This is a genomic window from Nostoc sp. PCC 7524, from assembly GCF_000316645.1.
GTDB lineage: Bacteria > Cyanobacteriota > Cyanobacteriia > Cyanobacteriales > Nostocaceae > Trichormus.
The window spans coordinates 882135-905328 of the sequence record NC_019684.1; the positions used below are offsets into that span (position 1 = coordinate 882135).

A 23194-nucleotide genomic window follows, 5' to 3' on the forward strand; every position below is an offset into this window, starting at 1 on the left:
AAGTAATAAGGCAGGGTTAAAGCGATGAGATGCCTATACTCTGGGCTTATTACCGATTGCACATAGTCTGATTACTGCCACTGTGCCGTGCTAGCCAATTATATGGACATCTAAATAGCTGTAAGTTAGCTTAGTATACTTTTGCGTAAGTAACAACCGTAGTTCTGTAATTACAGATTTGGTAGGGTGGGTAATTTTTACCTTGTGGACATTACCTACCCTACAGTTAATAAATTACTAATTATCATGATTTAGCAATAAGTTGTGATATCTTCACCGCACTCATCAGCCAGATAACAAAGTGCCTTGAAACGCAAACCCACTACCTCTTCATAGAGAGGATTTAATTTACACATGGGCGGAATGTGAAACATCTGACGACCAAACAGCTTGACATCTCTTTCAAATGGACATTGAGCAGGAATAGCTTTGCACAACAAATGGGCTAGTTTGGCGTTATGAATTTCGGTACCTTCTAACCATCTACGAATAGGATAGAGTAAGTCATGGTGGCAAAGAACTTGAGTAACGCTGGTCATAATTAATCACCTGGATAATTCTCACTTGTTTTGTGTATTGGCACTTATATAAATAAATACGGTTGGGTTTTGTGTTTTTATGCAGTCGTGGTTGTTGTTTGAGTTCTTAACACAGATAACTTTGATCTTTGGCAACACTATTAGCTACACTTTCCGGCTCTGGAGTTACGGAAGCTCGTCAAAAAATAACCCCATACCTGTTGTCCTAAACGCTAGGCTAGAGATGGCTGGCTTTTGTTGTAATTCAATTTTTGGGAGGCGCAGCTAAAAATTCATTGCTGAAAGCAGCCAGCACAAGCAAACTGCGAAAACTAATGACTAACGAATTTCTCAGTACCAAAAAGCTAATTTTTGACCGTTGGGCCCCCAGTTATGACTGGCTCTTACCATCTGTGTTTTACAAAGCTGTCCACAAACGGCTCTTAGAGTACGTCGATTTGCCAGAGCAAGCCAATATACTGGATTTAGGTTGTGGAACTGGTCGCTTGCTGGAGCGCCTAGCTACTCAGTATTCCGAACTGCGGGGTACTGGTTTAGATTTATCTCCTAATATGTTGCGATTAGCACGACTGAGTAACCGCCACCATCCCCGGTTAATCTTTCTGGAAGGCAAAGCGGAAGCTCTACCCTTTGGTGATGGTCAGTTTGATGCTGTGTTCAACACAATTAGTTTCTTACATTATCAACAACCAGAACAAGTTTTACAGGAAATAGCGCGGGTGCTTTCTCCTGGAGGACGCTTTTACTTGGTTGATATTACTACCAAACGAGAGAAACAACCGCGAATATTGTCAATTTCTCATCAAAGCGTTAAATTCTACAGCCCTCATCAACGGGAAATCCTCGCCTCATCTGCGGGACTATCATGTTTGAATCACCATTATTTATTAGGGCCTGTCTTACTGACAATTCTAGCTAAACCTCAAAAAGATGTGCAAATGTCGTTTTAGCTTGAATATCGGGATGGGGGATTGGGGATTGGGGACTAGGAATTTTAGAGTTTAACTTTGGGATTTTAGCTTGAACTCATTCCCGAATACTCGCTCTATTGCATCTACTTGGCTAACGCAAATCCAAAATCTAGGGAGTGGGGGGTAGAGAGTAAGCAGGTGACAGGTGAGCCGGCGCGGTCTTGGGGGTTTCCCCCATGAGCGACCGGCGAACCCGAAGGGTGACAGGTGACAGGTGACAGGTGACAGGTGACAGACTTGAAAGCTCATTAGGGTAAAGGTTTTATGCTTGCTTGATGTCCTAACTTATATGGCGACTGGGGAATACCAAAACATAAATTATCCAGAATTGACAGTTTTAGTAGGGTGCGTCAGTGTGAGAAAACCTAACTACACCAAGAAGTTATTCATACTGACGCACCCTACATTTGGAATATTTTTTGCTTTGTAAGTCCCCTGCTATATCAATCGGCGTTCAAAAATTCTAAATAACCATTGCTGAGTTCTTTGACTGCTAATTCATAAAACTGTTTACCATGTTCTGGTGTGGCTAAGGCTGGATTAGAACCCATGCGTCCGTCTGGGTAATGAGCGCGAAAGTCAGTAGCACTATAAATCCTATGTCCAGACGCTACTTCTGGCGATAGGGGTGCTTGCTTAATTGCTTCTGGATAAACATATTGAGTTACAGCTACTTCACTAGGGGTAGCATGAGAACCTTCTTGATTACCGTATAATTCTTTTGCTAATTGGTAGACAGAACTGCACATAAACCAATTAGCAACTTGACACTGCACCTTTGAGGCGTTGGAAAGTTGCAAATCCTCCAGATGGGCGTAAGTTTCAGAGAATGCCGCTTTGAGAGTGGCGATGTTACCGCCGTGGCCGTTAATAAAGTAGAACTTGGTAAAACCTACTTTGGCGAGACTGATAACATAATCTCGGACTACCTGAATTAACGTACTGGGGCGGAGACTGATTGTACCTGGAAAGGCGGTGTGATGTAGTGCCATCCCCACATTGATTGTAGGGCCAACGATCGCCTGTGTCACTTCACCCACACCCCGCGCGATCGCCTCAGCACAAATCGCATCAGTACCAATTAAACCCGTCGGCCCATGTTGCTCTGTGGAACCAATCGGAAAAATCATCCCTGGGGATGTTTGCAAATAGGCTTCAACTTCTGGCCAGGTACTTAAATGCAGTAACATTTTGACTCAATATCCTCAAGATAATTTTGGCGCTAGCAACTTTTTGCGATTGCATATTCTTGCTAACTCACACATATTTACAAAAAATAGCAGGGGACAGGTGACAGGGGATAGGTGATAGGGTTAAAAGTCTCTTAGTGTGGGCGTTTTATATTCAGTTTATGTCCTAATATTATTGGCGACATCTGTATACCCAATACTCTTTACCCAAGTTATTTTTATACTTTTAACACATACAAGTGGAGACAATGTGATGATTTATCCTCATTTTCAATGTATGGTCAATACTGTTGCCTCTTCTGCTGTAGCTTTGGTTGTGCTGGGAATCAATTATTCATCTTTGGCTCAATCCCCACAACTAGGAAATTGCATTCAAACCACTAATAGTCTCAGTCTGTCTTCCCAAAAAGTTGTCACAAGTTGTCAGCAAATACTGAGCTACCAATTGTTAATTGCTGAGAGTACAATAACAAATTTTACTGATATTAGTGGTGTCTACGGCGAGAAAGAGATTAAACAACTAGCAGAATTGGGAGTGTTAAAAAACACATCCAGTGAATTTCAACCCCAAGCACCGGTTACTCGTGGTCAATTTGTGGCTTGGTTAGTCAAAACCTACAATGAGTTACATCGAGAGCCAATTCGTCTGCCTCAGAATAACAGTTCGGCTTTTCCTGATGTATCGTCCTCTCATCCCCATTTTACATTTATTCAAGCTGCTCATAATGCTGGTTTTCTGGCTGGGTTCGATGATGGCAACTTTAGACCAGATGATATTTTGACACGAGAGCAGATGATTGTTCTCAAAACCAACTTTGATTCTAATCCTAGACTGAGAAATTATCCAAATGCTCTGCGTGACTACCGTAACTTTATAGGTAAAACAAGAGGCTTTACTGATACTGATCAAATTAGCGATAGGTATGTTCCTTTCATCGCTTTTGACTTAGGTAATGCTGCTAGTGGTAGAAACTTTGCACGAGTTTATGGCCGTACCCGTATCTATGCACCTAAAAAAGCCGTGACACGAGCCGAAGCAGCTGTCATTCTGTCTCGGTTCCGTAAGGGTGGAACAGTAGAACAGGCTTTAAAAAGAAGAAATCGCTAAAAATTTGTAGTGAAGACTTAAGTCTTCACTACAAATTCTTATAGATCTATTACTAGGGATAGTGTTGCAGAAGCTAAAACCACAGGCAAAGTAACATTAGACAATAAAGAATTTGATTCATACATTGTGGTTATCAATTTTCAGCCATGTTGCCAATGAATTAAAACACCAAAAATTACGTAAATATATTCTCAGGACTGATTAGTTAATCAACTGTAGAGAGAAATGGCAGCAGAGCATGGCTTGATTCTTGATCTTACAACTGTACTAGGAGCTTCAGCATTGGGAGGATATGTTGCCAACAGACTGCGCCAACCTGTGCTGCTAGGCTATTTAGCTACTGGATTAGCAGTGGGGCCTTATGGATTTAAGCTGTTAAGTGATGTGCCGCGCATTCAAGCCTTAGCATCGATTGGTGTGGCTTTTTTGCTGTTTGCTTTGGGTGTGGAATTTTCTCTCACAGAACTGAAACGAGTCAAGGATATTGCTATCAGAGGCAGCCTACTGCAAATTGGGTTAACTACGGCTTTAGTGGCATCTTTAACAATTGCGCTGGGTTGGGTTGGGGGTTTCACTGAAGGGATTTTTGTGGGAGTAGTTCTTTCTCTGTCTTCCACGGCAGTAGTATTAAAAACCTTAGCAGAAAGAGGCGAAACGAATACACTCCACGGTCAGGTAATGCTGGCTATTTTAATTGCTCAAGATTTAGCTCTTGGCTTAATGTTAGCAATTTTACCTGCACTGAAACAACCGGAAAGTATTGCTTTGGCATTAGGTATTGCCTTACTGAAAGTTTTGCTGTTTTTAGGAGCTGCGATCGCCTCTGGTCGTTGGATAGTACCGAAGTTAATTAGTAACGTTGCTGCCACGGAAAGCACGGAGCTATTTGTCTTGACAGTGATTGCTTTGTGTTTAGGTGTGGCTTTGGTGACAGCTAAACTTGGTCTTTCGATTGAAATGGGTGCATTTGTAGCTGGGTTAATGGTTTCCGAGATTGACTATGCAGATCATGCTCTTGCCAAAGTTTTACCTTTAAGAGACACCTTTGCCTCTTTATTCTTTGCCTCCATTGGGATGTTAATTGAGCCAGGGGTATTTATCGAGAACTTGGGGTTAGTTTTGGGACTGGTGGCTTTAGTCATGCTGGGTAAAGCAATAATTGTCATGCCCATCATTTTAAAATTTGGCTACTCTCTTAAAACCGCCATCCTCACCAGTTTTGGGATTAACCAGATTGGAGAATTTTCCTTTGTCTTAGCCTTAGCGGGTTTACAACTCCAACTCATCCCAGAAAGAACTTACTTTCTACTGTTAGAAACCACAGCCGTCACCCTGGTGTTAACTCCCATATCACTCAATATCGCCCCGAAATTAGTCAACCATCTCACCCAGATGCCCTTGTTTGCCAAATCCATGCGGCAATTTGCAGAACCCAAAAGCTTGTCTATTCCCGAAAGCATTAGTGGCCATGTCGTAGTTGCAGGTTACGGGAGAGTGGGGCAAGTAATTGTGAATATTTTGCTCAATCAGGGTTATTTAGTCTTAGTAATTGAAAACAGCGAAGCCGCCATTCAAAGATTGAGAATGCACCGTATTCCTTACATTTTTGGCGATGCTGATTCCGAATTAGTGCTAGAGAAAACCCACTTAGAAACAGCCAAAGCCTTAGCAATAGCCTTACCTGATCCTGCCAGTTCGCGGTTACTGCTCCAACGAGCATTAGCGATCGCCCCAGAATTAGATATAATTGCGCGATCGCACCATGACCGTGAAATTGACTTCCTCACACAAATGGGAGCCAAAGAAGTTGTACAACCAGAATTTGAAGCCGCCCTAGAATTAGGCGCACACCTCCTAGCCACATTAGGAGAACCAAAAACTCAAATAGATACAGTCATCACCAATATTCGTACTGATAGATATCGCAGTATCCGTCCAGATAGATGAAGAAGAATTTCTTGAAAAAGTTATGTTTCTTTGCCAAAACAACTTCTTTCCTCTCCCATCATTCACAATATAAATATCAAACTCAGTCATTCAACCTTTGCGCCCCTACCCTGCGGGAACGCCTAAAGGCGAATGCGTTAACCTCCGCGTCCCTCCGCGTTTAAAAAACCTTAAATAAGTCCCTTCTGCCCTTCTTAATAAACCTAATTTGTGGAGAGGTAAATTCAAATGCCTCAACTAGCTCCGCATATCTTCGATATCTTATACAAACAAGGTGTACAACACGCCTTTGGCATCCCTGGAGATTTCGCCTTAACACTATTTGATGCCCTAGCAGCCAGCCCAATTACACCCATAGTCATGACTCACGAACCCTGTGTTGGCTTTGCTGCTGACGCTTATTCTCGCATTCGTGGCTTGGGTTTAGCCGTAGTTACCTACAGTGTAGGTGGATTAAATATGGTAAACGCCGTAGCAGGTGCTTATGCTGAAAAATCCCCCTTAGTGATTTTGAGTGGTTCACCAGGCATCAAAGAACGACAACAACATCACTTACTACACCATAAAGTTAAAACCTTCGATACTCAAAGACGAGTTTACGAAGAAATCACTCTCTACGCTACCACCCTCACAGATCCTAAAACTGCCGATACTAAAATACATCGTGCCTTAGACTACGCTATGACCTTTAAGCGTCCAGTCTACCTAGAAATTCCCCGCGATATGGTTTATGCAGAGATTGAGGAGGTGGAAAACTATTCCCCACCCATCAAGCGTACTGATCCGGATACCCTCACAGAAGCCCTAGCAGAAACCCTAGCAATGCTGCATCAAGCTCAATCACCCGTGATTCTTGCTTGTGCCGAAGTACACCGCTTTGGTTTGCAACCCCAAGTCATAGCACTAGCAGAGAAATTGGGTGTGCCTGTTTGCTCGACAATGTTAGGTAAGTCAGTTTTTCCGGAAAGTCATCGCCAATACATTGGCATCTACAACGGTGAAGCAGGTGATACCCATGTGCAGCAAATCGTGGAAGCTTCAGACTGTGTACTGATGTTGGGTGTGTTCATGAGCGATATTAATCTGGGTATGTTTACTGCCCATCTCCACCCAAGCCATACTGTTTATGCCACATCGGAACGAATTGCCATTAAGCATCACGAATACCCGAATGTGAGGTTTGAAGATTTCATTAATACTTTGTCTAGCAGCCCAGATTTACCACACAGAGAATTATCTCACAGCATGACGATGAAACCCCGTGTGACACCATCCGAGGGGCGGATTTCCATGAGTGGATTACTCTACGAACTCAACCAGTTTATTGACAATAAAACCTTACTGGTAACTGATGTAGGAGACACCTTATTTGCTGCCGATGATATTCAAACCCAGGAAGGCACATCATTTTTGGCTCCTGCCTTCTACGCCAGCATGGGGTTTGGTGTTCCTGGTGTGGTTGGCGCACAATTAGCTGATCCCTTCCGCAGAGCGATCGCATTAGTTGGTGATGGCGCTTTCCAAATGACGGGGATGGAATTACTCACCGCTAAACGCTTAGGATTAAATCCCATCGTCATCATTATTAATAACGGCTCCTTTGCCTCCCTGCGAGCAATGGCTCATCAGGATGCAGCATTTGTCAACATCCCCACCATTGACTATGCCCAATTAGCCCAAGTCTTAGGCGGTAACGGCTTTGTAATTGAAACTGGTAAACAATTACAACAAGCTCTACACACAGCACGAGACAGTAACACCTTCAGCATACTAGATGTGCGCCTCCTCCCAGATGATGTCTCACCTGCTTTGCACAACTTAAGCACACTATTCGCCCAAACCCTCAAGGGGTAAGGCAGGAGGCAGAAAGGCTTATTTAAAGACAATTGCTGTCATCTCCACCCAACAGAACTTAAGGAGAAAAACCCAAATGATGTCTCTAATCTCCAAACCTTCCCCCAATCTAAAACAATCAATAGCTCTACCCATTACAGGTGATTCAGTAAATATTTTTCAATTTGCCGATGACCTTGGCCCCTCCAAAATTATCCATATTTATGAACCAATTACTCAGTTAAAAGCCATTGTCGTTGTTGATAACGTTGCTTGTGGCCCGGCTATTGGCGGAGTTCGCATGGCAGCCGATGTCACCACAGAAGAAGTCTTTCGCCTCGCACGAGCCATGACTTTGAAGAATGCGGCGGCTGAGTTGCCCCACGGTGGCGGTAAATCTGCAATCTTAGCTGATCCAAAATTACCTTTACCAACTAAGGAAAACTTGATCCGTACCTTTGCCCGTGCCATTAAAGATATTCATGATTACATTCCTGGCCCTGATATGGGAACTAATGAACAGTGCATGGCTTGGATAAAAGCAGAAATTGGGCGCGCGGTGGGACTCCCCAGAGCAATGGGCGGTATTCCCCTCGATGAAATTGGTGCTACTGGCTTTGGTGTCAGTGTTTGTGCAGAAGTCGCTAGTAAGTTCTGTAACCTTGATTTGCATGGGGCGCGGATTGTTATTCAAGGTTTTGGTTCTGTGGGTAAACACGCAGCCCGGTTCTTAACTGCTGAGGGCGCAACACTAATTGCCGCCGCAGATTCCCAAGGTACAATATTTAACCCTCGTGGTATCAATGTTCACGAACTAATTGCTATTAAAGAATCAGGTAAGAGTGTCATCGAATATGCCCACGGGGATAAACTCCATCGAGATGCCGTCATTGATATCGAATGTGACATCTGGATACCAGCTGCCAGACCTGATGTCATTCATACTGATAATGTCAACCGCTTAAATACTCGGTTAATTATCTGCGGCGCAAATATTCCTCTGACAGAAGAGGCAGAAAGGATATGTCATGAACGCCATATTTTGGTAGTGCCTGATTTTATTGCTAATGCAGGCGGTGTGATTTGTGCGGCTGTAGAGTATGGCGGTGGTAAGCCAGCAGATGCTTTACCGGCTGTTGCCACTAAAATTCTGCACAACACTACGCTAGTGTTAGAAACATCTGCCAAAACAGGAATGCTACCAAGGCAGGTAGCTGTAGAACTCGCTCATCAACGCGCTAATATTGCTAGAAAACTTTGAAGCTATTATTAAATCTTGGGTGATTGTAAGGTACTCAATAGTATTAATGACCAAGGTACTTTTAGATCAGGAATCAGCCAAGAATATTTTCTCAAGGCAGGTACAGCTAAGGGGAGCAGAAACCGCAGAGAACGCAATGATGCTGGCAAATTGCCATCTTGATCTACAAGTCTGTATTGTTTAGCCAATTCAGCTACAATCTGCACGCGTCCTGTGCGGCGGATGACATTGGGTTCTGAAGCTAATTTGGCGATCGCCCGTCCTGTTAACAGGGGAGTTTCCCAGTTATATCGCTCACTGATGACAAAATTTTGTTGGTCAGTAGGATTTTGCTCCTCCATTTCAGAGGCTAGTCGAGAAATGTGTTCTGTACCAACAATACCTGGCCAAAGGGAAATAACAGTAATGTTATCAGGTTTTAGCTCTACGGCCATATCAGCCGTTAAGCGATCGCACGCTGCTTTACCTGCACCATAGGCTACACCAAATATATAAGACAAGCCACCCCAGGAGGAAATATTACAAATCAGTCCCCGTTGTTGTTGGCTCATCATCCTCGCCGCAAAAATACTGGCTACATAATGGCTACGTAGACCAACATTATTACAAGCATCCCAAAGTCGTGGTTCACTTTCCCAGAATGGCTTACCCTGAGCAGCTGTTAATGCCTGGACTCCACCATAAGCATTATTAACTAATAAATCGAGTTGTCCGTGCTGCTCATCTTGGATACGTTCAAACAGTATACGTACCTGCTCATCGTCGCTATGATCTACTTGGACGGGAATACATAAGCCCCCAGCTTGAGTCACAGCTGATTGCGTCTCACTCAGACTACCTCCAACATTTTCACTGCTAGCGGAGTTACTGTCTAACCTGCGCCCTGTAATGTATACCGTCGCCCCCGCTTCACCAAGTCCAATTGCAATTCCCTTACCGATACCCCGTGTTGCACCTGTGACTAATGCCACTTTTCCCTCAAGGTATTTCATGCTCGCTGGTTGGTAACTGTATGTATCCCATTGTGCCATGCCAAAGACTGGACATTTAGCCATCTATACATTAATCTAGTTCCGGAATACTTTTGCAGGCGATCGCTCACTTTTACTAAATAGCAGGCTGTAATATTGAGCCACTAGCTCACACAAGTCTGAAATTTTTCACTACTGACTAAGATATTTCTGAGCAAAAAAGCAGTTTTGCAAGCTGTCAGTGTATGCTCTATCCAGACGATTTTAACCTAAAGTTAAGATTTTATTAACTATGCTTTAACAATGCGTAATGGTATTGATAGATATCCTAAATTAAGACCTATAAGTTTTTGAATAGCGAGTGTTATGTCATGCTAAATTATCAAAGTTTAAACAATTGCCTAAACTTACATTGGGAATAATTAGTAGGAAAATTTATCAATGCCTAGACAGAGTGTTCATACCAAAATAAATTTAGTTCAATGTACTGATAAATCAATCAAGATATTAAAATTGTTACAGATGAAATTGGTGGAATCAGTACCATTTTTGTTAGCCTGTGCCGTATTGTTAAGCGTCATCAGCTTAAAAAGTCCCATTTTACTATTTTGTTTGCTATTTGGTAGTTTAATCGCCATAGTAATTCAACAAGTTGGACAGCAGTTAAATTTACCAAAGCGAGGGCTAATATTATGTCAGATATTAGCAGTAGCTATCATTCTCAGTTTATTTTGGTTAGATTATTTTGCTTACCCTGCACAAGCGCAATTTTTTGGCAAGGCAGAGAACTTTTTCAAAACTACATTAACATCAGGAGCTACAAATAACAGTAATAGCCAAACAGCAGTCAGTTTAATTTTTAATGTGTTACGAGGCATATTTTTACTGTATATTGCCATATCTCTGATTGGTGTGATCAATGCAGTCCGGAAAGACGAAGATTGGCAAAGTGTAGCGAGAACTCCCCTATTAGTAGTTATCGCTGTCACAATTGCAGATGTGTTAACAGGATTTGTTATTGGTGATAATAGTAGATAAATAATAGATAAGTTATGTCTGAGGAACGGCAACAAGAATTTCGTCCAGTTAATCAAATCTTAGGCTCTCAACCATCATTAGGGCCAATTCCTGCCGATCAAATATTTCCTTGGACAGTTATTTGCCTAAGCTCATACTTGATTGTCAATGGTATCTTCGGAGGAATGTTTCCAGATGACTTTCAAAGGTGGCTGTGGACAATTCTCATTGCTGGTTGGGGAATTGCTACTTGGTGGATATTATCTGGTGGTAGAAGTTGGCGTTTTTTAAGCAAATTTATGGGAGTTCCCACTTGGACAAGAGGCTTTGCTCGTTATCACAGCTTACTGGAAGTTAACCATGAAGCAAAAAATCGGAAAACAAAGCGTCGGTATCGCCGGACAAGAAAGTAGATTAACGCCTTTTGAAGATGCGTTACATTTGTCAACCATGCTTCGTATCGCCCTTGATGGGCGTGATATTGGCGCTTATATTTTAACCAAAGGAACTCAAAAAGATAAATTCTGCTTTGTTTTTGGTTTTGAATGTAGGGGCATTCATACCACCTTAAGAAAGGAACAAATAGATCCAATATTTAATAACATTGAAGCTGGATTAAAAGACATCCCGGACGGGGAAACAATGACACTACACATGGGATCTTTTAGTTCGGATCAACAGCGACAAGACGAACTAACAGATTTAATTAGACGCGCTCCCTCCCGTGATATTAAATATCTATTAATGGCTGAAAGAGCCAGGGTACAAGAACTAACAAAAGCCGGGATTCGCAAGCCCAAATTCTTGCAAATTTATGTGACATACACGATTGAACCCAGTGCTACCCAAGCCGATGATTGGATTGAGAAGCTGTTAGCTAAAGCTGAAGGCTGGTGGTGGAAATTTAAGGGTGATATTGCAGAGATTGAAAACCAGCGTATCGAAAGTATTATTACCAAAGCTTACCAACAAGGATTTTGCCGTTGGGAACAACTTTTATCTAATAAAATGGGTTTGGATATTCAACCTCTGACGGCAGCAGAATTGTGGACAAATATCTGGCGGAGATTTAACGATACACCAGCAATAGACATTCCCCAATTAGTGAATCTGGATGAAAATGGCTTGCATGAACAAGTTTATTCAGAATTAGCTAGTACAAAATTGCTGATTGAAAATATCCACAGTACAACCATGCTGATGGAGTCTGGTGTACCTTGTGCCGATCGCCGTTGGGTTAATGTTAACAATAAATATATTGGTGCGCTGACTTTTCTGGAAAAACCCGGTGGCTGGCCAAATAAATTTGCTCAACTGCGATATCTCTGGGAATTACTAGCTAGGGAAACAGTAGTAGACACAGAGATTGTTTGTCAATTGACAGCAGCAAATCCAGCTTTGGTAAAAACTACCTTGCAAAGAGTGCTGAAGCAGTCAAATATGACAGCACTGATGGCGCAGGAAAAAAGTAGAACAATAGATGTCAATGCCCAATTAAAGTTAAAAAAATCCGTCGCGGCTCAAGAGCAATTGTATGAAGGTGCAGTTCCTATTTATACGGGGTTAGCAATTTTTGTCCATCGCCCAACAGTGGAAAAATTAGATGAAGCCACAAGATATATTGAAAACTGCTTTCAACGCCCGGCGCAGGTAGTCAGAGAAATTGAATATGCTTGGAAGATTTGGTTACAATCGCTGCCGATAGTTTGGGAAGGATTGTTAGTTAAACCCTTTAACCGTCGTCAGCTGTATTTAACCAGTGAAGTACCGGGGTTAATGCCTTTAGTACAAACTAAAGCCGGAGATAAACATGGCTTTGAATTGATTGCCGAAGAAGGTGGTACACCGATACATCTAGACTTATTCAATCAACATAAAAATTTGGCTTTATTTGCTACCACCCGTGCAGGTAAATCGGTGTTGGTATCGGGGATTTTAACCCAAGCTTTAGCCCACGGCATTCCTGTAGTGGCGTTGGATTTTCCCAAACCGGATGGCACATCTACCTTTACTGACTATGCCGAGTTCATGGAGGGGAACGGCGCTTATTTTGATATTTCTAAACAGTCCAATAATTTATTCGAGCAACCAGATTTGCGATCGCTTGATCCAGAACAACAGCGCGATCGCTTGCTTGATTATACCGCTTTTCTGGAATCAGCACTCATGACAATGGTCTTAGGCTCATCCAGTGATAATCAACTTTTAGCACAAACCGTCCGTTCCCTTCTCAACTTGGCTTTAAGTGCCTTCTTCGCCGATGCAGGTATTCAAGAAAGATATCGCATGGCAATTCAGGGAGGATTCGGCAGTACAGCTTGGCAAAAAACCCCTACCTTAAAAGACTTTCTTTACTTCTGTTCACCAGAACATCTGCGCCTAGATGCTGTCAGTGGCAGAGTTGAGGATGCACTCAGTCAAATTCACCTCCGTTTACGGTTTTGGCTCTCTAGTCGTGTAGGACAAGCTATCTCTGCGCCATCCAGCTTTCCTACAGATGCTCAGCTGGTGGTGTTTGCACTGCGAAATCTCTCAGATAACGAAGACGCAGCTGTACTATCATTGAGTGCCTATTCGGCAGCATTGCGGCGTGCCTTAAGTAGTCCAGCTTCTATATTCTTTATAGATGAAGCCCCGATTTTGTTTGAATTTGACCAAATTTCGGATTTAGTTGGCAGGATGTGCGCTAACGGGGCGAAAGCGGGGATTAGGGTAATTTTATCAGCCCAAGACCCCGACACCATCGCCAAATCGAAAGCGGCATCCAAGATTTTACAAAACCTCACCACCCGATTAATTGGACGGATTCAACCAGTTGCTGTTGATAGTTTTGTCAACATCTTGAAATATCCCCGCGAAATTATTGGACGCAACGCCACCGAAAGCTTTTTTCCACGCAAAGAAGGAGTTTATAGTCAATGGCTACTAGATGATAACGGTGTTCCTACCTTCTGCCGTTACTATCCAGGCTACGAACAATTGGCGGTAGTTGCTAACAATCCGAATGAACAAACAGCACGTCAACAAGCTATGCAGCTTTACAGCAATAAATATGAAGCAATTTCCAAATTTGCGCGTCAATTAGTAGCTTCGTTACGTGGGAGTTAGTTTTTACAATTCAAAATTATATATAGGACTCGTATTTGATGCGTGAAAAACCCTGATAATCTTTCTTCCTGTCACCTGTCACCTGTCACCTGTCACCTACCTACTCCAGTAAATTCAAAAATCAAATCGGATTGCTATAAATGAAAAAAATTACTTTCTTCACATTGGCTTTTTCCACATTATTAATTTGGCCAGCGATGGCACAGTTGGGTAGAGTTTGGAGTGACTTTCAATATTACTCGGTAGATTTTCAAAACTATCTGAGAAATAATCTGAGTGATACGTTACAACCTCTAGAAGCCACTACTCAAAATGCTCTCAATAGTTCTAGTGGCGATTTAAATATACCTAATCCTGTGGCTGCGGGGCAACAAGCTAGGCAAAGTCTTTTATTTTTTAGCTCTATTCCCGATAAATTTGATAACAATCAGGCGGTACATTCTAATTTGGTTAGCAATGAAATGAATCGAGTAATTACCCGCAGTGCAGTAGTGGGTGTTTTGGGTAGAGAAGCACAAAATAGGACTAAAAATAAATTAGAAAATACGGAAAGAACTATAACTAATATTGAAAGGTATGTGCAAGAAGCTGATCAAGCGCAAAATTTGATTAGTAATCTAGTTAATGCTGCGGCTAATGTTGCTAACAATCCCCTGTTAGATGCTAATAAAAATCAAGCCAATTTACAATTACAAAGTATAAAAATTCAAAGCGAACAAGCGAAACTTGTCAGTGAAACATTAGCGCAATCTCTACAAACTAATCAGTTTTTACAATATTCCAACTTAAATTTAGCCAATATTTCGCAGCAGATGGAAGAAGCAAATAGAGCGCGGAGAGTTGATACATCGACAGAAGCGGCGCGATTGTTACGCACGACTTCCCAAATAGATTTATTTGGTAGAGATATTAATAATTAAAATTTTACCTACTTTTTGATAAATTAAAATGTGGCTTTACACACAAAATTTAGCTGAAATTGGCATCACCGATACTTTTAATAGTGGTGCAACAACTGCCCGCCGTCTGGCGGAAAGTTGGGATAATCAATGGCTTGATTTATTACAAAACAACACGAATAATAACTTGTATGGTGCTTTAACTAATTTGGGTGTATTTTTTGCAGTTGGCACCCTACTTTTCTTCGTCATCCAGTGGTTTAAAGATGTTATTCACAGTGAATATTCTCGCCCAATATCAGCCCTTGTTTGGCCGTTTATCGTAGTTGTGTTGTTAAGTAATGCTGGTAATGGCAGTATTCTTTCTACTTTGACATTGGGAGTGAGGAATTTTATTAATACTGTCAATCAGCAAGTGATTACTACAGCCAATGCTAATCAAGTTTATCAACAAGCATTGAATATGAGTGTGGCGGAAGAAGTCGCCGGTTCTTTACTGCGTCCTTGTCAATCATTGACTGGTGAACAACAAAGCCAATGCTTGACTAGAGCCAGCGAAAGAATTGATCAGCTTTGGCGGGAATATAGAAATTTATATGGGAATCAAACATGGATAAATAGACTAGAAAATCAAGTCAATCAGATTAGATTTGGTACGGGTTTTCTCTCGGAAACTAACTTTAATGCTTTGTTAGGAAATACTGTTCAAACTACTATTAAAAACTTTTTAATCTCTTTGCAGTATGCCTTTCAGAATTTGATCGAAGCGACTATGTTACTAATAGCAGCTTTAGGCCCCTTAGCTGTGGGTGGTTCTTTGCTACCTGTAGCGGGTAAGCCGATTTTTGCTTGGTTAACAGGGTTTTTAGCGGCAGGAATTGCCAAGATTTCATTTAATATCATTGCGGTATTAACAGCCGCAGTCATAGTCAATGGTCCAGGACAAGATCCTAATGCTAATCCTGATTTAATGTGGTTCATCATCTTTCTAGGGATTTTAGCACCACTGCTATCATTAATTTTGGCTGGTGCAGGGGGTTTGGCAGTATTCAGTGCTATTAGTAATACCTCTAATTTGGTGAGGGAAAGAATCTAAGAATATGTGGCGTTATGGGATGACATAAATCAGCAAAATTAAGGTGGAAATCATGGTGAATTTGTTAACGAAAAAGCAAGAACAAAAAATCAGTGTTTTAACAACCTTTGCGATCGCCACTTTTAGTTTACATCTATTAGTATTATTTATATTTCTATCTCAAGGCTTGAATATTCGGCAATTGAGTGAGAGAAAACCCCCTAATTTTGTGCAAACAATCGATGGGCAACCAATTAGTAATACTGACGAATTAGCCAGAAACCCACAAGCCATACGGCAATTTGTCAGTAAGACTATGACATCAATGTTTAATTGGTCGGGAACTCTCCCACCACGAACCATTGAGGAAGTCGCTAAACCCCAACCAGACCCAGGAATATTAGTCAGAACACCCACAGGTGGAAGCCAAAAAGTAACCACTAGCACTTGGGTAGCCAGTTTCGCTATCTCAGAAGATTTTCGCAAAGGTTTTTTGAGTGTGTTGGCTGATATGACTCCGCCAGAGGTGTTTGCTAGCAATGCTAACCAAGCTATGTCAGCACAATTAATTATTAAGCGTGTTTATCCCCCTGTACAAATCTCGCCAGGGAATTGGCGGGTGGGAATGGTGGCGGATTTGGTACAGAAAAAACAAGTTGACGGGAAAAAGTTAATTACTCCTTTTAATAAAGATTTATTGGTGCGTGCAGTCGATTATTTTCCTTATCCCTTGGCAGAAAATAGCACCGATTTACAAAGAGCAATTTATAGTAGTCGTGCTGATAAGTTGGAAATTTATGAGATTCGGAATTTGTGTTTAATTGATGGCTATGACAATGTGAGCGGTAGTCAGTCTAATCCTTGTGGGAATAATTTTATTCGGTAAGGCTCATGCACAGACGCTAGAGAAGAGAAATAAGAGTTACCCAATCCCCAATCCCCAGCCCCTATGCAATTAATTAAATCTGAAAATAAAAAAAGTAGTATTCTGCCTTTATTTGCTGTTGCCACATTTGGGTTACATCTGTTGAGTTTACTGTTGCTATTGTTTCATGGGTCGATGTTACAAATATTAAATCAGCGACTTATGCCACGTAGTTTAATACAACTGGGTGATGGTCGTGCAATTACGGTAGACCCGAAGTCAAGTGTGGAGAGATACCCGGAGACGGTTCGTCGGTTTGTGGGTGAAACTATGACTCTGATGCTCACTTGGTCACAAACACAGCCACCTGCCACTATTTGGGAAAGTAGTTCACAACTGTTGGCGAATAATTTACAACCCAAATTTTTATCGGAAATCAATAATTTAAATTCTGCGGCTCGCATTGCTAATACTAATAGAAGGGACGAACATATATTGATCATTCAAAGAATTTCTCAACCAACTCCTATTGGTGATGGTCAATGGCAAGTCGAAATGCTTGCCCATCAATTAATTTTTAATAGTTCTGATAATTTAGGTAGGTCAATTCCTTTTAATAAACAAATTCTAGTGAGAGCGATAGATGAACAAAAACCTGCATTACCAACTTCACCATTACCTTGGCAATTAGCAGCTTACCGTCTGGGGGAAGCTCGATTAGAAATTTACAATATCTGCGAACTTCAAGATAACAACTGTTCTAGCAATTTCAACTAAGCAATACACCATGACTCCATACTCCGTCACTCCCGAAATTTCACCTAAACAACTACCTAATTTCACTCCTGATAATGACCAGTTAGCCGTCGATACTGCTGATTGGGAATCTACGATGGCAAGATTAGTTGGGTTGCAAGAAAAATCTCCTACTGTTGATGTTAAATCAATAGATGATGTTGCGATCGCCCAGCCATCTGCACCAACTGAGCAACCCCTAGCTACTAACCCCTTTGCCAAATTAGCCTTAGTCGGGACTGCCACTTTAACTATTATGGTGGTGGCTGGTGCATTTTTATCACAGCTGATGAGCGCCAACAATCAACAGCCACAACCCAATAATATAGTTGCATCACCCACTCCCTCACCCACTTCTAATCTCTCTCCACAAGCCAGCCTCCAGCAAGAAGTAGAAACTCTCAAAACGAAATTAGCTCTGGCTGAACAAGCCCAGGCTGTAAAAGTTGCCCAACAAAATCTCAGGAATGCCTCTACACCTGCTGTTCGTCCTACATTTACCCCTGCACAGAATAATAATAGTGATCAAAACAGGGTACAAACCGCCCAAGCAATCACACCTGCGCCACGGACTGTAATAGTCGAGCGAGTTCCAGCCAACCCCTACCCCCAACCACCCGTTCCTATAGCAGCTGCTGTCACACCGCAGTTACCACCCCCCCCAGTGCAGCCCAATCCTACACCCTCTCAACCTGACCCTTTCGAGGAATGGTCAAGATTAGCCAAGTTGGGTAGCTACGGACAGGTAGATATGGCATCTGAACCGATGAGGACTGCAACACCTCCAGCCCCGGTAAATAATACACCACCACAACCAATAAATCCTAGAGCAAACCAGGCGCAACGGACACCTGCTGTGATTAGTCGAGTCCCATCTCAAAGTCCGACAACCCTCAAGGTAGGAACAAGTGCCAAAGCAGTGCTAGCTACGGCTGTGTTTGGGGAAACTACCAGAAGCAGAGGAAATAGCGGTAATGACAACGATGATCCCAACTTGTTTGTTGTGCAGTTGCGAGAACCCCTCAAAAGTGCCGATGGTGCGATCGCTTTACCACCTAAAACTGAGTTATTAACGCAAGTCAGTTCCATTTCGGAACGGGGATTAATCCAACTCAAGTTAGTCAAAGCCATCTTGCCAGATAACGGCAACTTCTCAGAACGAGATATACCTGACAATGCCCTGATTATCCGTGCTTCTGGAGGTAGACCCCTAGTAGCACAGCAATATCCCAATCGCAGCTCGTCAATAGCTTCGATGGATGCAGGACTATTTATTTTAGGTGGGATTGCCAAAGCCGCAGAGTTATATAACCGCATCGATTCACAAGTTACCGTCAATGGCGGTAGCACCGTAGTTACCAATAACAGTTCTCGCCGTGATATACCTGCTGGGTTAGTGGAAGGGGGTTTGAACTCCATAGTGCCTCTGATTTCCCAGCGCAATCAACAGGCGATCGCGCAAATGATGCAACAAAGCAATGTGTGGCTTTTACCAGCCGGCACCGAAGTAGAAATATATGTCAATCAATCCATACAGTTGTAATCATGAGAGCTAATCACGGGAACAACCCACAACCAAATCAGAAAATAGGCATTGGTCATAGCAATTTAAAATTAGAGAATTCCGGGGAAAAAACCTCCCCCACTCCCTCATTCCAGCGTCATTTTTTATCTGGCGTATCCCTGATTTTTACAACTGCAATCTTACTACTAGCGGGTCGTGCTATAGCTAACAATGCCGTTCTGCGGTCAATTTTTTCCTGTCAAGCTCAGGGTTTAGGAGGAGTCATCCCTACGATTACAGTCTGGTATCAACAAGGGACAAACTTAAGCTTTATTCCCGCCGGTGAAACTATCAGAAAAGTCTGGCTCAATGACCCATCACAGGTAACACTAGACTTTGACGGCCCCATGTGTATGCAGTTTGGTCAAGCAAGCGGTGCTACAGGCGATTGTCAAAACTCAGCTGCCAATGTCATTCAACTGCGACGCATTGCCAAACTCAACATTCCCGGACTACCTAACACTAACAATACACTTTTAACAGTAATTACTGATGCTCAAGGTCAACCGAAGCTCTACACCTTTAGAGTTCTCTATGGAGATGATGCACCAGAGTATCATACCTTAGCGGTTTTTGCTGATCCCCCTCCGCCTGGAGAATCATGTGTCAGAGTTGCTCGCTGATGGGTTAGGGACTGGCAATTTAAAAAGCTCTCATATTGATGATGAGTGTAGGTTTTTTACAAAGATGCTCAAAGAGCAACAAGGGAGACAAGAGAAATCAGCCAATAAATTGTAAATTAGTCTGTTATCGTCACCGCAAAAATTAGCGCATTAAAAATCTTGATTCACCCTGGTGTGAAAGGGTGCGTCAGTATGAATAATTTCTTGGTACAGCTAGGTTTTCTCGCACTGACGCACCCTAAATTTTGGATATTTTTTTATCTGGAAGTCCCTGAGTGCTGAGTTATGAACTCAGCAATCTAGGCAATACAAAGCATCTTTATTCAGGTTTGGTAGCAAACTGTAATCTGGGATCTGGCATGAAAGTATATCTGAGATATATTCCACCCCAGACAAACAAGATAATTAATAAACCACCAATACCTAAAGGGCTAGGAAGCCAAAACACTACTTCGATGTGGTTCAGTTCACCGGGTTGGAGTTGCCATACTAATTGCTTACCTCTTTTCTCTGGTTCTACAGCCGTTTCTGTTTTTTGAATGTTCTTAGCTCCCCAAGGAGTTTTTAAGCCAAATTCTAAATTGAGAATAGAACCAGCATCAGCTAAGACGTTACCTTTACTGGCAATTAAAGAGAGCGATCGCAAGTCTAAATCGTAAATTAATTTATTCCGTACTACTAACAAAAAGTTATTTTGGAATAAGAGGAAATTAGACTCAATTTTGGGTAATTCAGAGTTGGATTCTTGTGGCTCAGACTCATTATTTTGCTGGTAATGAGAACTAAAGAAATCATTAAACTTGGTTTGTAATTCTCGACCATTACTAAAAGGAATTGTCACAACGACTTCCTCCTTAGAAATCCGTCTAGCCGTACCTTCTAGTTTACGAGCGCGTTTTTCTATACTGTTTAACCATTCATATACATAATCACCGCTAAAACTGGTAAGTCTTTCTCCTAACTTAATATGCTGTACCAGTTCACCACTATTAGAGTTATTAAAATTAACGCCTACATCGTATTGAACACACCCAGATAATAGTAGCGATATCAACAATACAAATGGCAGAATCCTGCGACTATTTAATTGTGCTAATACTAATTTAAATGGTCTAATTAACGCCATTAACCCTTTGCCAAAAATAGAATAGTTCATTAAATATAATCCTCCAAAAATTAAATAAATCTTCCTGTTTTGACAGTGCTGAGTATTAAATACTCCCCCCCTACTTCCCAATCCCCAGTCCCCAATCCCCAATCCCCTAAAACCCTTGCCAAACCAAGTAAGAAATAGTCAACCCAATTGCAATCAAAGCTACCCAGATAAAGCGATTATCTTTAGTATTCACCTTAGTCAAATCCACAAATTCGACTTCAGCAGGTTTGCGTGTAGGGGATTTGCGTGGCTTGGCGGCTATCCGGATTTTGGCTTCATTATCAGATAGTGCAGCCAAATCAGGAATCTCTGTCATCCAATTACTTGGTCGTTTCAGCTTGGGTGCTTGTAGGATATAAACTAACCTGCGTGCTTGCTCACGGGTTTCTGAGTGGGGATGACGACGCAGTTGTTGACAAAGCGCGATCGCATCTTCTGTGCGTCCAGAGGCTTCATAGGCTGTTACTAACCAAATATCTACTTCACCCCCCAAGCGGGAGTTACGTTCCAATAAAGCCCTTGCTTTCTCTAGATTTTCGACAGATTCCCGATATTTCCCATTTTCAAAGGCGATTTTACCCGCTTGGTATCGGGTTCTAGCTAGTTCTAAACTTTCTGTACTCACCACTTTTTATCCACCAATCAGCACTGCTTTTATTTTGCCAAGCGTCCTAATCTTCTTGGAATCTTTGTAAATGCCGGCAATTTTCAATTCGATAAACTTTTAAAATTTTATCTAAGTAGATGCCGCTATTTTCTTAATAAAAATTGAGATTCTCAAAATTAGGTAAGCAAATATGCTGAAAATTAAGCATTTTTTCCCTTTTCTAGGGGCAGGATTAACTCTAGCGGTGATCAACACCACAATTACCCCAGCTTCTGCCCAAAGGATAATTGTAATTGATGGCAGTCATTCTTTTGGATATAGCCAACAACCGCCAGTAAGTTCTTTTATCTATGGCAGTCCTATTCCTACCCCAATGCCTGTAGATCCTGCAACTGGACTCATGCCCAGAAGCAGCAGTTATCAGTCTTATCCCAGAGTCAGGCAGAAAGTCATCAATAATGCCACCCTATTTAATCCCACACTGATTAATCCCATCATCCAAGACTCAACGCTAGTAAATCCGGTAATCATCAATAATTCTTGGCGACGTACACCATTGAGACGATCCCGCGTAATTGTTCATCCGGCATGGAAGTATTAGGGATTGGGGACTGGGGATTGGGGACTGGGGACTGGGTATTGGGAAATCTCCCCCATCTCCCCCATCTCCCCCCACTCCCCCCACTCCCTCATCTCTTCCCAATGCCTTTTTCAACCAAACTGCGAACCGAGAATCATTGTCCCAATCCCAACATCGGTGAAGATTTCGAGTAATAAAGCGTGGGGAATGCGCCCGTCGATAATGTGGGCTGCACGTACTCCTTGAGCAAGCGATCGCACACAACAATTAACTTTGGGGATCATGCCACCACTGACTACACCACTGAGAATCAATTCACGGGCTTCCCGAATGTCTACTTTAGGAATTAAGGTTGAAGGGTCTTTATAATCTTTTAAAATACCTCTGGTGTCAGTCAGTAAAATTAACTTTTCTGCACCTAAAGCGGCGGCGATTTCCCCTGCTACCGTATCAGCATTAATGTTATATGCTTGTCCCGATTCATCTGCCGCTACGCTAGAAACTACGGGAATATAACCATTACTAGCAAGAGTTTCTAAAATTTTGATATTAACGTTACTGACTTCACCAACAAAGCCAATACCCTCTTGACCTTGAGGACGGGCAGTAATTAAGTTACCATCTTTACCACACAGCCCCACAGCCAAACCACCAGCTTGGTTAATTAAAGCCACAATCTCTTTATTAACTCGACCTACCAGCACCATTTCCACAACATCCATTGTGGGGGCATCTGTGACACGTAGGCCATTCTTAAATTGTGCTTCGATGCCTAGTTTATCTAACCAACTGTTAATTTCCGGGCCACCACCGTGGACTAAAATTGGCCGCAAGCCCACACAGGATAAAAACACAATATCACGGATAACTTGGTCTTTGAGGGTGCTATCTTTCATGGCAGCACCACCATATTTAACAACAACGGTACGACCGGCGAATTGTTGAATATAAGGTAGTGCTTCACTTAGCACACGCACCCGCGTCGCTTCAGTTTGCCTGATGTACTCAGAATCGTTGACCATCATGGATAGAAGTTGAGACTTACACATTTATGCAAGCCAGTGTAAAAGACTTTTTACCCAGCC

21 protein-coding genes are annotated in these 23194 nt (G+C 42.2%); 15 read left to right on the top strand and 6 right to left on the bottom strand.

Features of this window, described 5'->3' with window-relative positions; translation table 11 throughout:
- Nucleotides 1-251: 251 nt before the first annotated feature.
- Nucleotides 252-539: a Mo-dependent nitrogenase C-terminal domain-containing protein gene (locus NOS7524_RS03690; protein ID WP_015137127.1), complete on the bottom strand. Its 288-nt coding sequence runs from the start codon at nucleotides 537-539 to the stop codon at nucleotides 252-254.
- Nucleotides 540-853: 314 nt separating this feature from the next.
- Between NOS7524_RS03690 and NOS7524_RS03695 the strand changes: the two genes are divergently transcribed.
- Entirely contained in the window at nucleotides 854-1489 is a 636-nt protein-coding gene (locus NOS7524_RS03695; protein WP_015137128.1) for a class I SAM-dependent methyltransferase, read from the top strand.
- Between the two features lie 464 nt (nucleotides 1490-1953).
- Here NOS7524_RS03695 and NOS7524_RS03700 read toward each other — a convergent pair whose 3' ends face one another.
- A complete protein-coding gene (locus tag NOS7524_RS03700; RefSeq protein WP_015137129.1) occupies nucleotides 1954-2700 on the bottom strand; it encodes a creatininase family protein in 747 nt (248 codons plus the stop codon).
- Between the two features lie 253 nt (nucleotides 2701-2953).
- Here NOS7524_RS03700 and NOS7524_RS03705 point away from each other — a divergent pair, with 253 nt between their 5' ends.
- From NOS7524_RS03705 to NOS7524_RS03720, 4 genes are all read left to right on the top strand, one after another.
- On the top strand, nucleotides 2954-3808 hold the full coding sequence (locus tag NOS7524_RS03705) for an S-layer homology domain-containing protein (protein WP_015137130.1): 855 nt from the start codon (nucleotides 2954-2956) through the stop codon (nucleotides 3806-3808).
- Between the two features lie 225 nt (nucleotides 3809-4033).
- A complete protein-coding gene (locus tag NOS7524_RS03710; RefSeq protein ID WP_015137131.1) occupies nucleotides 4034-5755 on the top strand; it encodes a cation:proton antiporter in 1722 nt (573 codons plus the stop codon).
- Between the two features lie 228 nt (nucleotides 5756-5983).
- Complete coding sequence (locus NOS7524_RS03715) at nucleotides 5984-7609, top strand: alpha-keto acid decarboxylase family protein (RefSeq protein WP_015137132.1); 1626 nt, start codon at nucleotides 5984-5986, stop codon at nucleotides 7607-7609.
- A gap of 76 nt (nucleotides 7610-7685) precedes the next feature.
- Entirely contained in the window at nucleotides 7686-8849 is a 1164-nt protein-coding gene (locus NOS7524_RS03720) for a Glu/Leu/Phe/Val family dehydrogenase (RefSeq protein WP_015137133.1), read from the top strand.
- Nucleotides 8850-8857: 8 nt separating this feature from the next.
- Here the strand turns inward: NOS7524_RS03720 and NOS7524_RS03725 are convergent, their stop codons facing one another.
- Nucleotides 8858-9841, bottom strand: a complete 984-nt coding sequence (locus NOS7524_RS03725) for an SDR family NAD(P)-dependent oxidoreductase (RefSeq protein ID WP_041555538.1) — start codon at nucleotides 9839-9841, stop codon at nucleotides 8858-8860.
- 420 nt (nucleotides 9842-10261) lie between these two features.
- Here NOS7524_RS03725 and NOS7524_RS03730 point away from each other — a divergent pair, with 420 nt between their 5' ends.
- From NOS7524_RS03730 to NOS7524_RS03770, 9 genes are all read left to right on the top strand, one after another.
- Nucleotides 10262-10858 carry a hypothetical protein gene (locus NOS7524_RS03730; protein WP_015137135.1) on the top strand — a complete coding sequence of 199 codons (597 nt, stop codon included), beginning with the start codon at nucleotides 10262-10264 and terminating at the stop codon, nucleotides 10856-10858.
- A 14-nt stretch (nucleotides 10859-10872) separates the two neighbouring features.
- Nucleotides 10873-11250, top strand: coding sequence for a hypothetical protein (locus NOS7524_RS03735; protein ID WP_015137136.1), 378 nt, complete (start codon nucleotides 10873-10875; stop codon nucleotides 11248-11250).
- A complete protein-coding gene (locus NOS7524_RS03740; RefSeq protein WP_015137137.1) occupies nucleotides 11198-13945 on the top strand; it encodes a hypothetical protein in 2748 nt (915 codons plus the stop codon). Before NOS7524_RS03735 ends, NOS7524_RS03740 begins: the two co-directional genes overlap by 53 nt.
- A 140-nt stretch (nucleotides 13946-14085) precedes the next feature.
- Nucleotides 14086-14865 carry a hypothetical protein gene (locus tag NOS7524_RS03745; protein WP_015137138.1) on the top strand — a complete coding sequence of 260 codons (780 nt, stop codon included), beginning with the start codon at nucleotides 14086-14088 and terminating at the stop codon, nucleotides 14863-14865.
- Between the two features lie 28 nt (nucleotides 14866-14893).
- The gene (locus NOS7524_RS03750) at nucleotides 14894-15940 is read left to right on the top strand and encodes a hypothetical protein (RefSeq protein WP_015137139.1); all 1047 of its coding nucleotides are present in this window, start codon (nucleotides 14894-14896) and stop codon (nucleotides 15938-15940) included.
- A gap of 52 nt (nucleotides 15941-15992) precedes the next feature.
- On the top strand, nucleotides 15993-16805 hold the full coding sequence (locus NOS7524_RS03755) for a hypothetical protein (protein WP_015137140.1): 813 nt from the start codon (nucleotides 15993-15995) through the stop codon (nucleotides 16803-16805).
- 63 nt (nucleotides 16806-16868) lie between these two features.
- Nucleotides 16869-17561, top strand: coding sequence for a hypothetical protein (locus tag NOS7524_RS03760; RefSeq protein ID WP_015137141.1), 693 nt, complete (start codon nucleotides 16869-16871; stop codon nucleotides 17559-17561).
- Between the two features lie 10 nt (nucleotides 17562-17571).
- On the top strand, nucleotides 17572-19122 hold the full coding sequence (locus tag NOS7524_RS03765) for a TrbI/VirB10 family protein (protein ID WP_015137142.1): 1551 nt from the start codon (nucleotides 17572-17574) through the stop codon (nucleotides 19120-19122).
- Nucleotides 19123-19124: 2 nt separating this feature from the next.
- The gene (locus NOS7524_RS03770; RefSeq protein WP_015137143.1) at nucleotides 19125-19766 is read left to right on the top strand and encodes a hypothetical protein; all 642 of its coding nucleotides are present in this window, start codon (nucleotides 19125-19127) and stop codon (nucleotides 19764-19766) included.
- Nucleotides 19767-20085: 319 nt separating this feature from the next.
- Here NOS7524_RS03770 and NOS7524_RS03775 read toward each other — a convergent pair whose 3' ends face one another.
- A complete protein-coding gene (locus tag NOS7524_RS03775) occupies nucleotides 20086-20922 on the bottom strand; it encodes a DUF3153 domain-containing protein (RefSeq protein WP_015137144.1) in 837 nt (278 codons plus the stop codon).
- Between the two features lie 106 nt (nucleotides 20923-21028).
- Nucleotides 21029-21547, bottom strand: coding sequence for a tetratricopeptide repeat protein (locus NOS7524_RS03780; RefSeq protein ID WP_041555540.1), 519 nt, complete (start codon nucleotides 21545-21547; stop codon nucleotides 21029-21031).
- 172 nt (nucleotides 21548-21719) lie between these two features.
- Between NOS7524_RS03780 and NOS7524_RS03785 the strand changes: the two genes are divergently transcribed.
- Nucleotides 21720-22130 carry a hypothetical protein gene (locus NOS7524_RS03785; RefSeq protein WP_015137146.1) on the top strand — a complete coding sequence of 137 codons (411 nt, stop codon included), beginning with the start codon at nucleotides 21720-21722 and terminating at the stop codon, nucleotides 22128-22130.
- 110 nt (nucleotides 22131-22240) lie between these two features.
- Here the strand turns inward: NOS7524_RS03785 and argB are convergent, their stop codons facing one another.
- Complete coding sequence (argB, locus tag NOS7524_RS03790) at nucleotides 22241-23134, bottom strand: acetylglutamate kinase (RefSeq protein ID WP_015137147.1); 894 nt, start codon at nucleotides 23132-23134, stop codon at nucleotides 22241-22243.
- Nucleotides 23135-23194 lie beyond the last annotated feature (60 nt).

Excerpts from the sequence above, each read along its gene's own strand:
- NOS7524_RS03690 (WP_015137127.1), bottom strand. The coding sequence starts at position 539 with ATGACCAGCGTTACTCAAGTTCTTTGCCACCATGACTTACTCTATCCT.
- NOS7524_RS03695 (WP_015137128.1), top strand. The coding sequence starts at position 854 with ATGACTAACGAATTTCTCAGTACCAAAAAGCTAATTTTTGACCGTTGG.
- NOS7524_RS03700 (WP_015137129.1), bottom strand. The coding sequence starts at position 2,700 with ATGTTACTGCATTTAAGTACCTGGCCAGAAGTTGAAGCCTATTTGCAA.
- NOS7524_RS03705 (WP_015137130.1), top strand. The coding sequence starts at position 2,954 with ATGATTTATCCTCATTTTCAATGTATGGTCAATACTGTTGCCTCTTCT.
- NOS7524_RS03710 (WP_015137131.1), top strand. The coding sequence starts at position 4,034 with ATGGCAGCAGAGCATGGCTTGATTCTTGATCTTACAACTGTACTAGGA.
- NOS7524_RS03715 (WP_015137132.1), top strand. The coding sequence starts at position 5,984 with ATGCCTCAACTAGCTCCGCATATCTTCGATATCTTATACAAACAAGGT.
- NOS7524_RS03720 (WP_015137133.1), top strand. The coding sequence starts at position 7,686 with ATGATGTCTCTAATCTCCAAACCTTCCCCCAATCTAAAACAATCAATA.
- NOS7524_RS03725 (WP_041555538.1), bottom strand. The coding sequence starts at position 9,841 with ATGAAATACCTTGAGGGAAAAGTGGCATTAGTCACAGGTGCAACACGG.
- NOS7524_RS03730 (WP_015137135.1), top strand. The coding sequence starts at position 10,262 with ATGCCTAGACAGAGTGTTCATACCAAAATAAATTTAGTTCAATGTACT.
- NOS7524_RS03735 (WP_015137136.1), top strand. The coding sequence starts at position 10,873 with ATGTCTGAGGAACGGCAACAAGAATTTCGTCCAGTTAATCAAATCTTA.
- NOS7524_RS03740 (WP_015137137.1), top strand. The coding sequence starts at position 11,198 with ATGAAGCAAAAAATCGGAAAACAAAGCGTCGGTATCGCCGGACAAGAA.
- NOS7524_RS03745 (WP_015137138.1), top strand. The coding sequence starts at position 14,086 with ATGAAAAAAATTACTTTCTTCACATTGGCTTTTTCCACATTATTAATT.
- NOS7524_RS03750 (WP_015137139.1), top strand. The coding sequence starts at position 14,894 with ATGTGGCTTTACACACAAAATTTAGCTGAAATTGGCATCACCGATACT.
- NOS7524_RS03755 (WP_015137140.1), top strand. The coding sequence starts at position 15,993 with ATGGTGAATTTGTTAACGAAAAAGCAAGAACAAAAAATCAGTGTTTTA.
- NOS7524_RS03760 (WP_015137141.1), top strand. The coding sequence starts at position 16,869 with ATGCAATTAATTAAATCTGAAAATAAAAAAAGTAGTATTCTGCCTTTA.
- NOS7524_RS03765 (WP_015137142.1), top strand. The coding sequence starts at position 17,572 with ATGACTCCATACTCCGTCACTCCCGAAATTTCACCTAAACAACTACCT.
- NOS7524_RS03770 (WP_015137143.1), top strand. The coding sequence starts at position 19,125 with ATGAGAGCTAATCACGGGAACAACCCACAACCAAATCAGAAAATAGGC.
- NOS7524_RS03775 (WP_015137144.1), bottom strand. The coding sequence starts at position 20,922 with ATGAACTATTCTATTTTTGGCAAAGGGTTAATGGCGTTAATTAGACCA.
- NOS7524_RS03785 (WP_015137146.1), top strand. The coding sequence starts at position 21,720 with ATGCTGAAAATTAAGCATTTTTTCCCTTTTCTAGGGGCAGGATTAACT.
- argB (WP_015137147.1), bottom strand. The coding sequence starts at position 23,134 with ATGATGGTCAACGATTCTGAGTACATCAGGCAAACTGAAGCGACGCGG.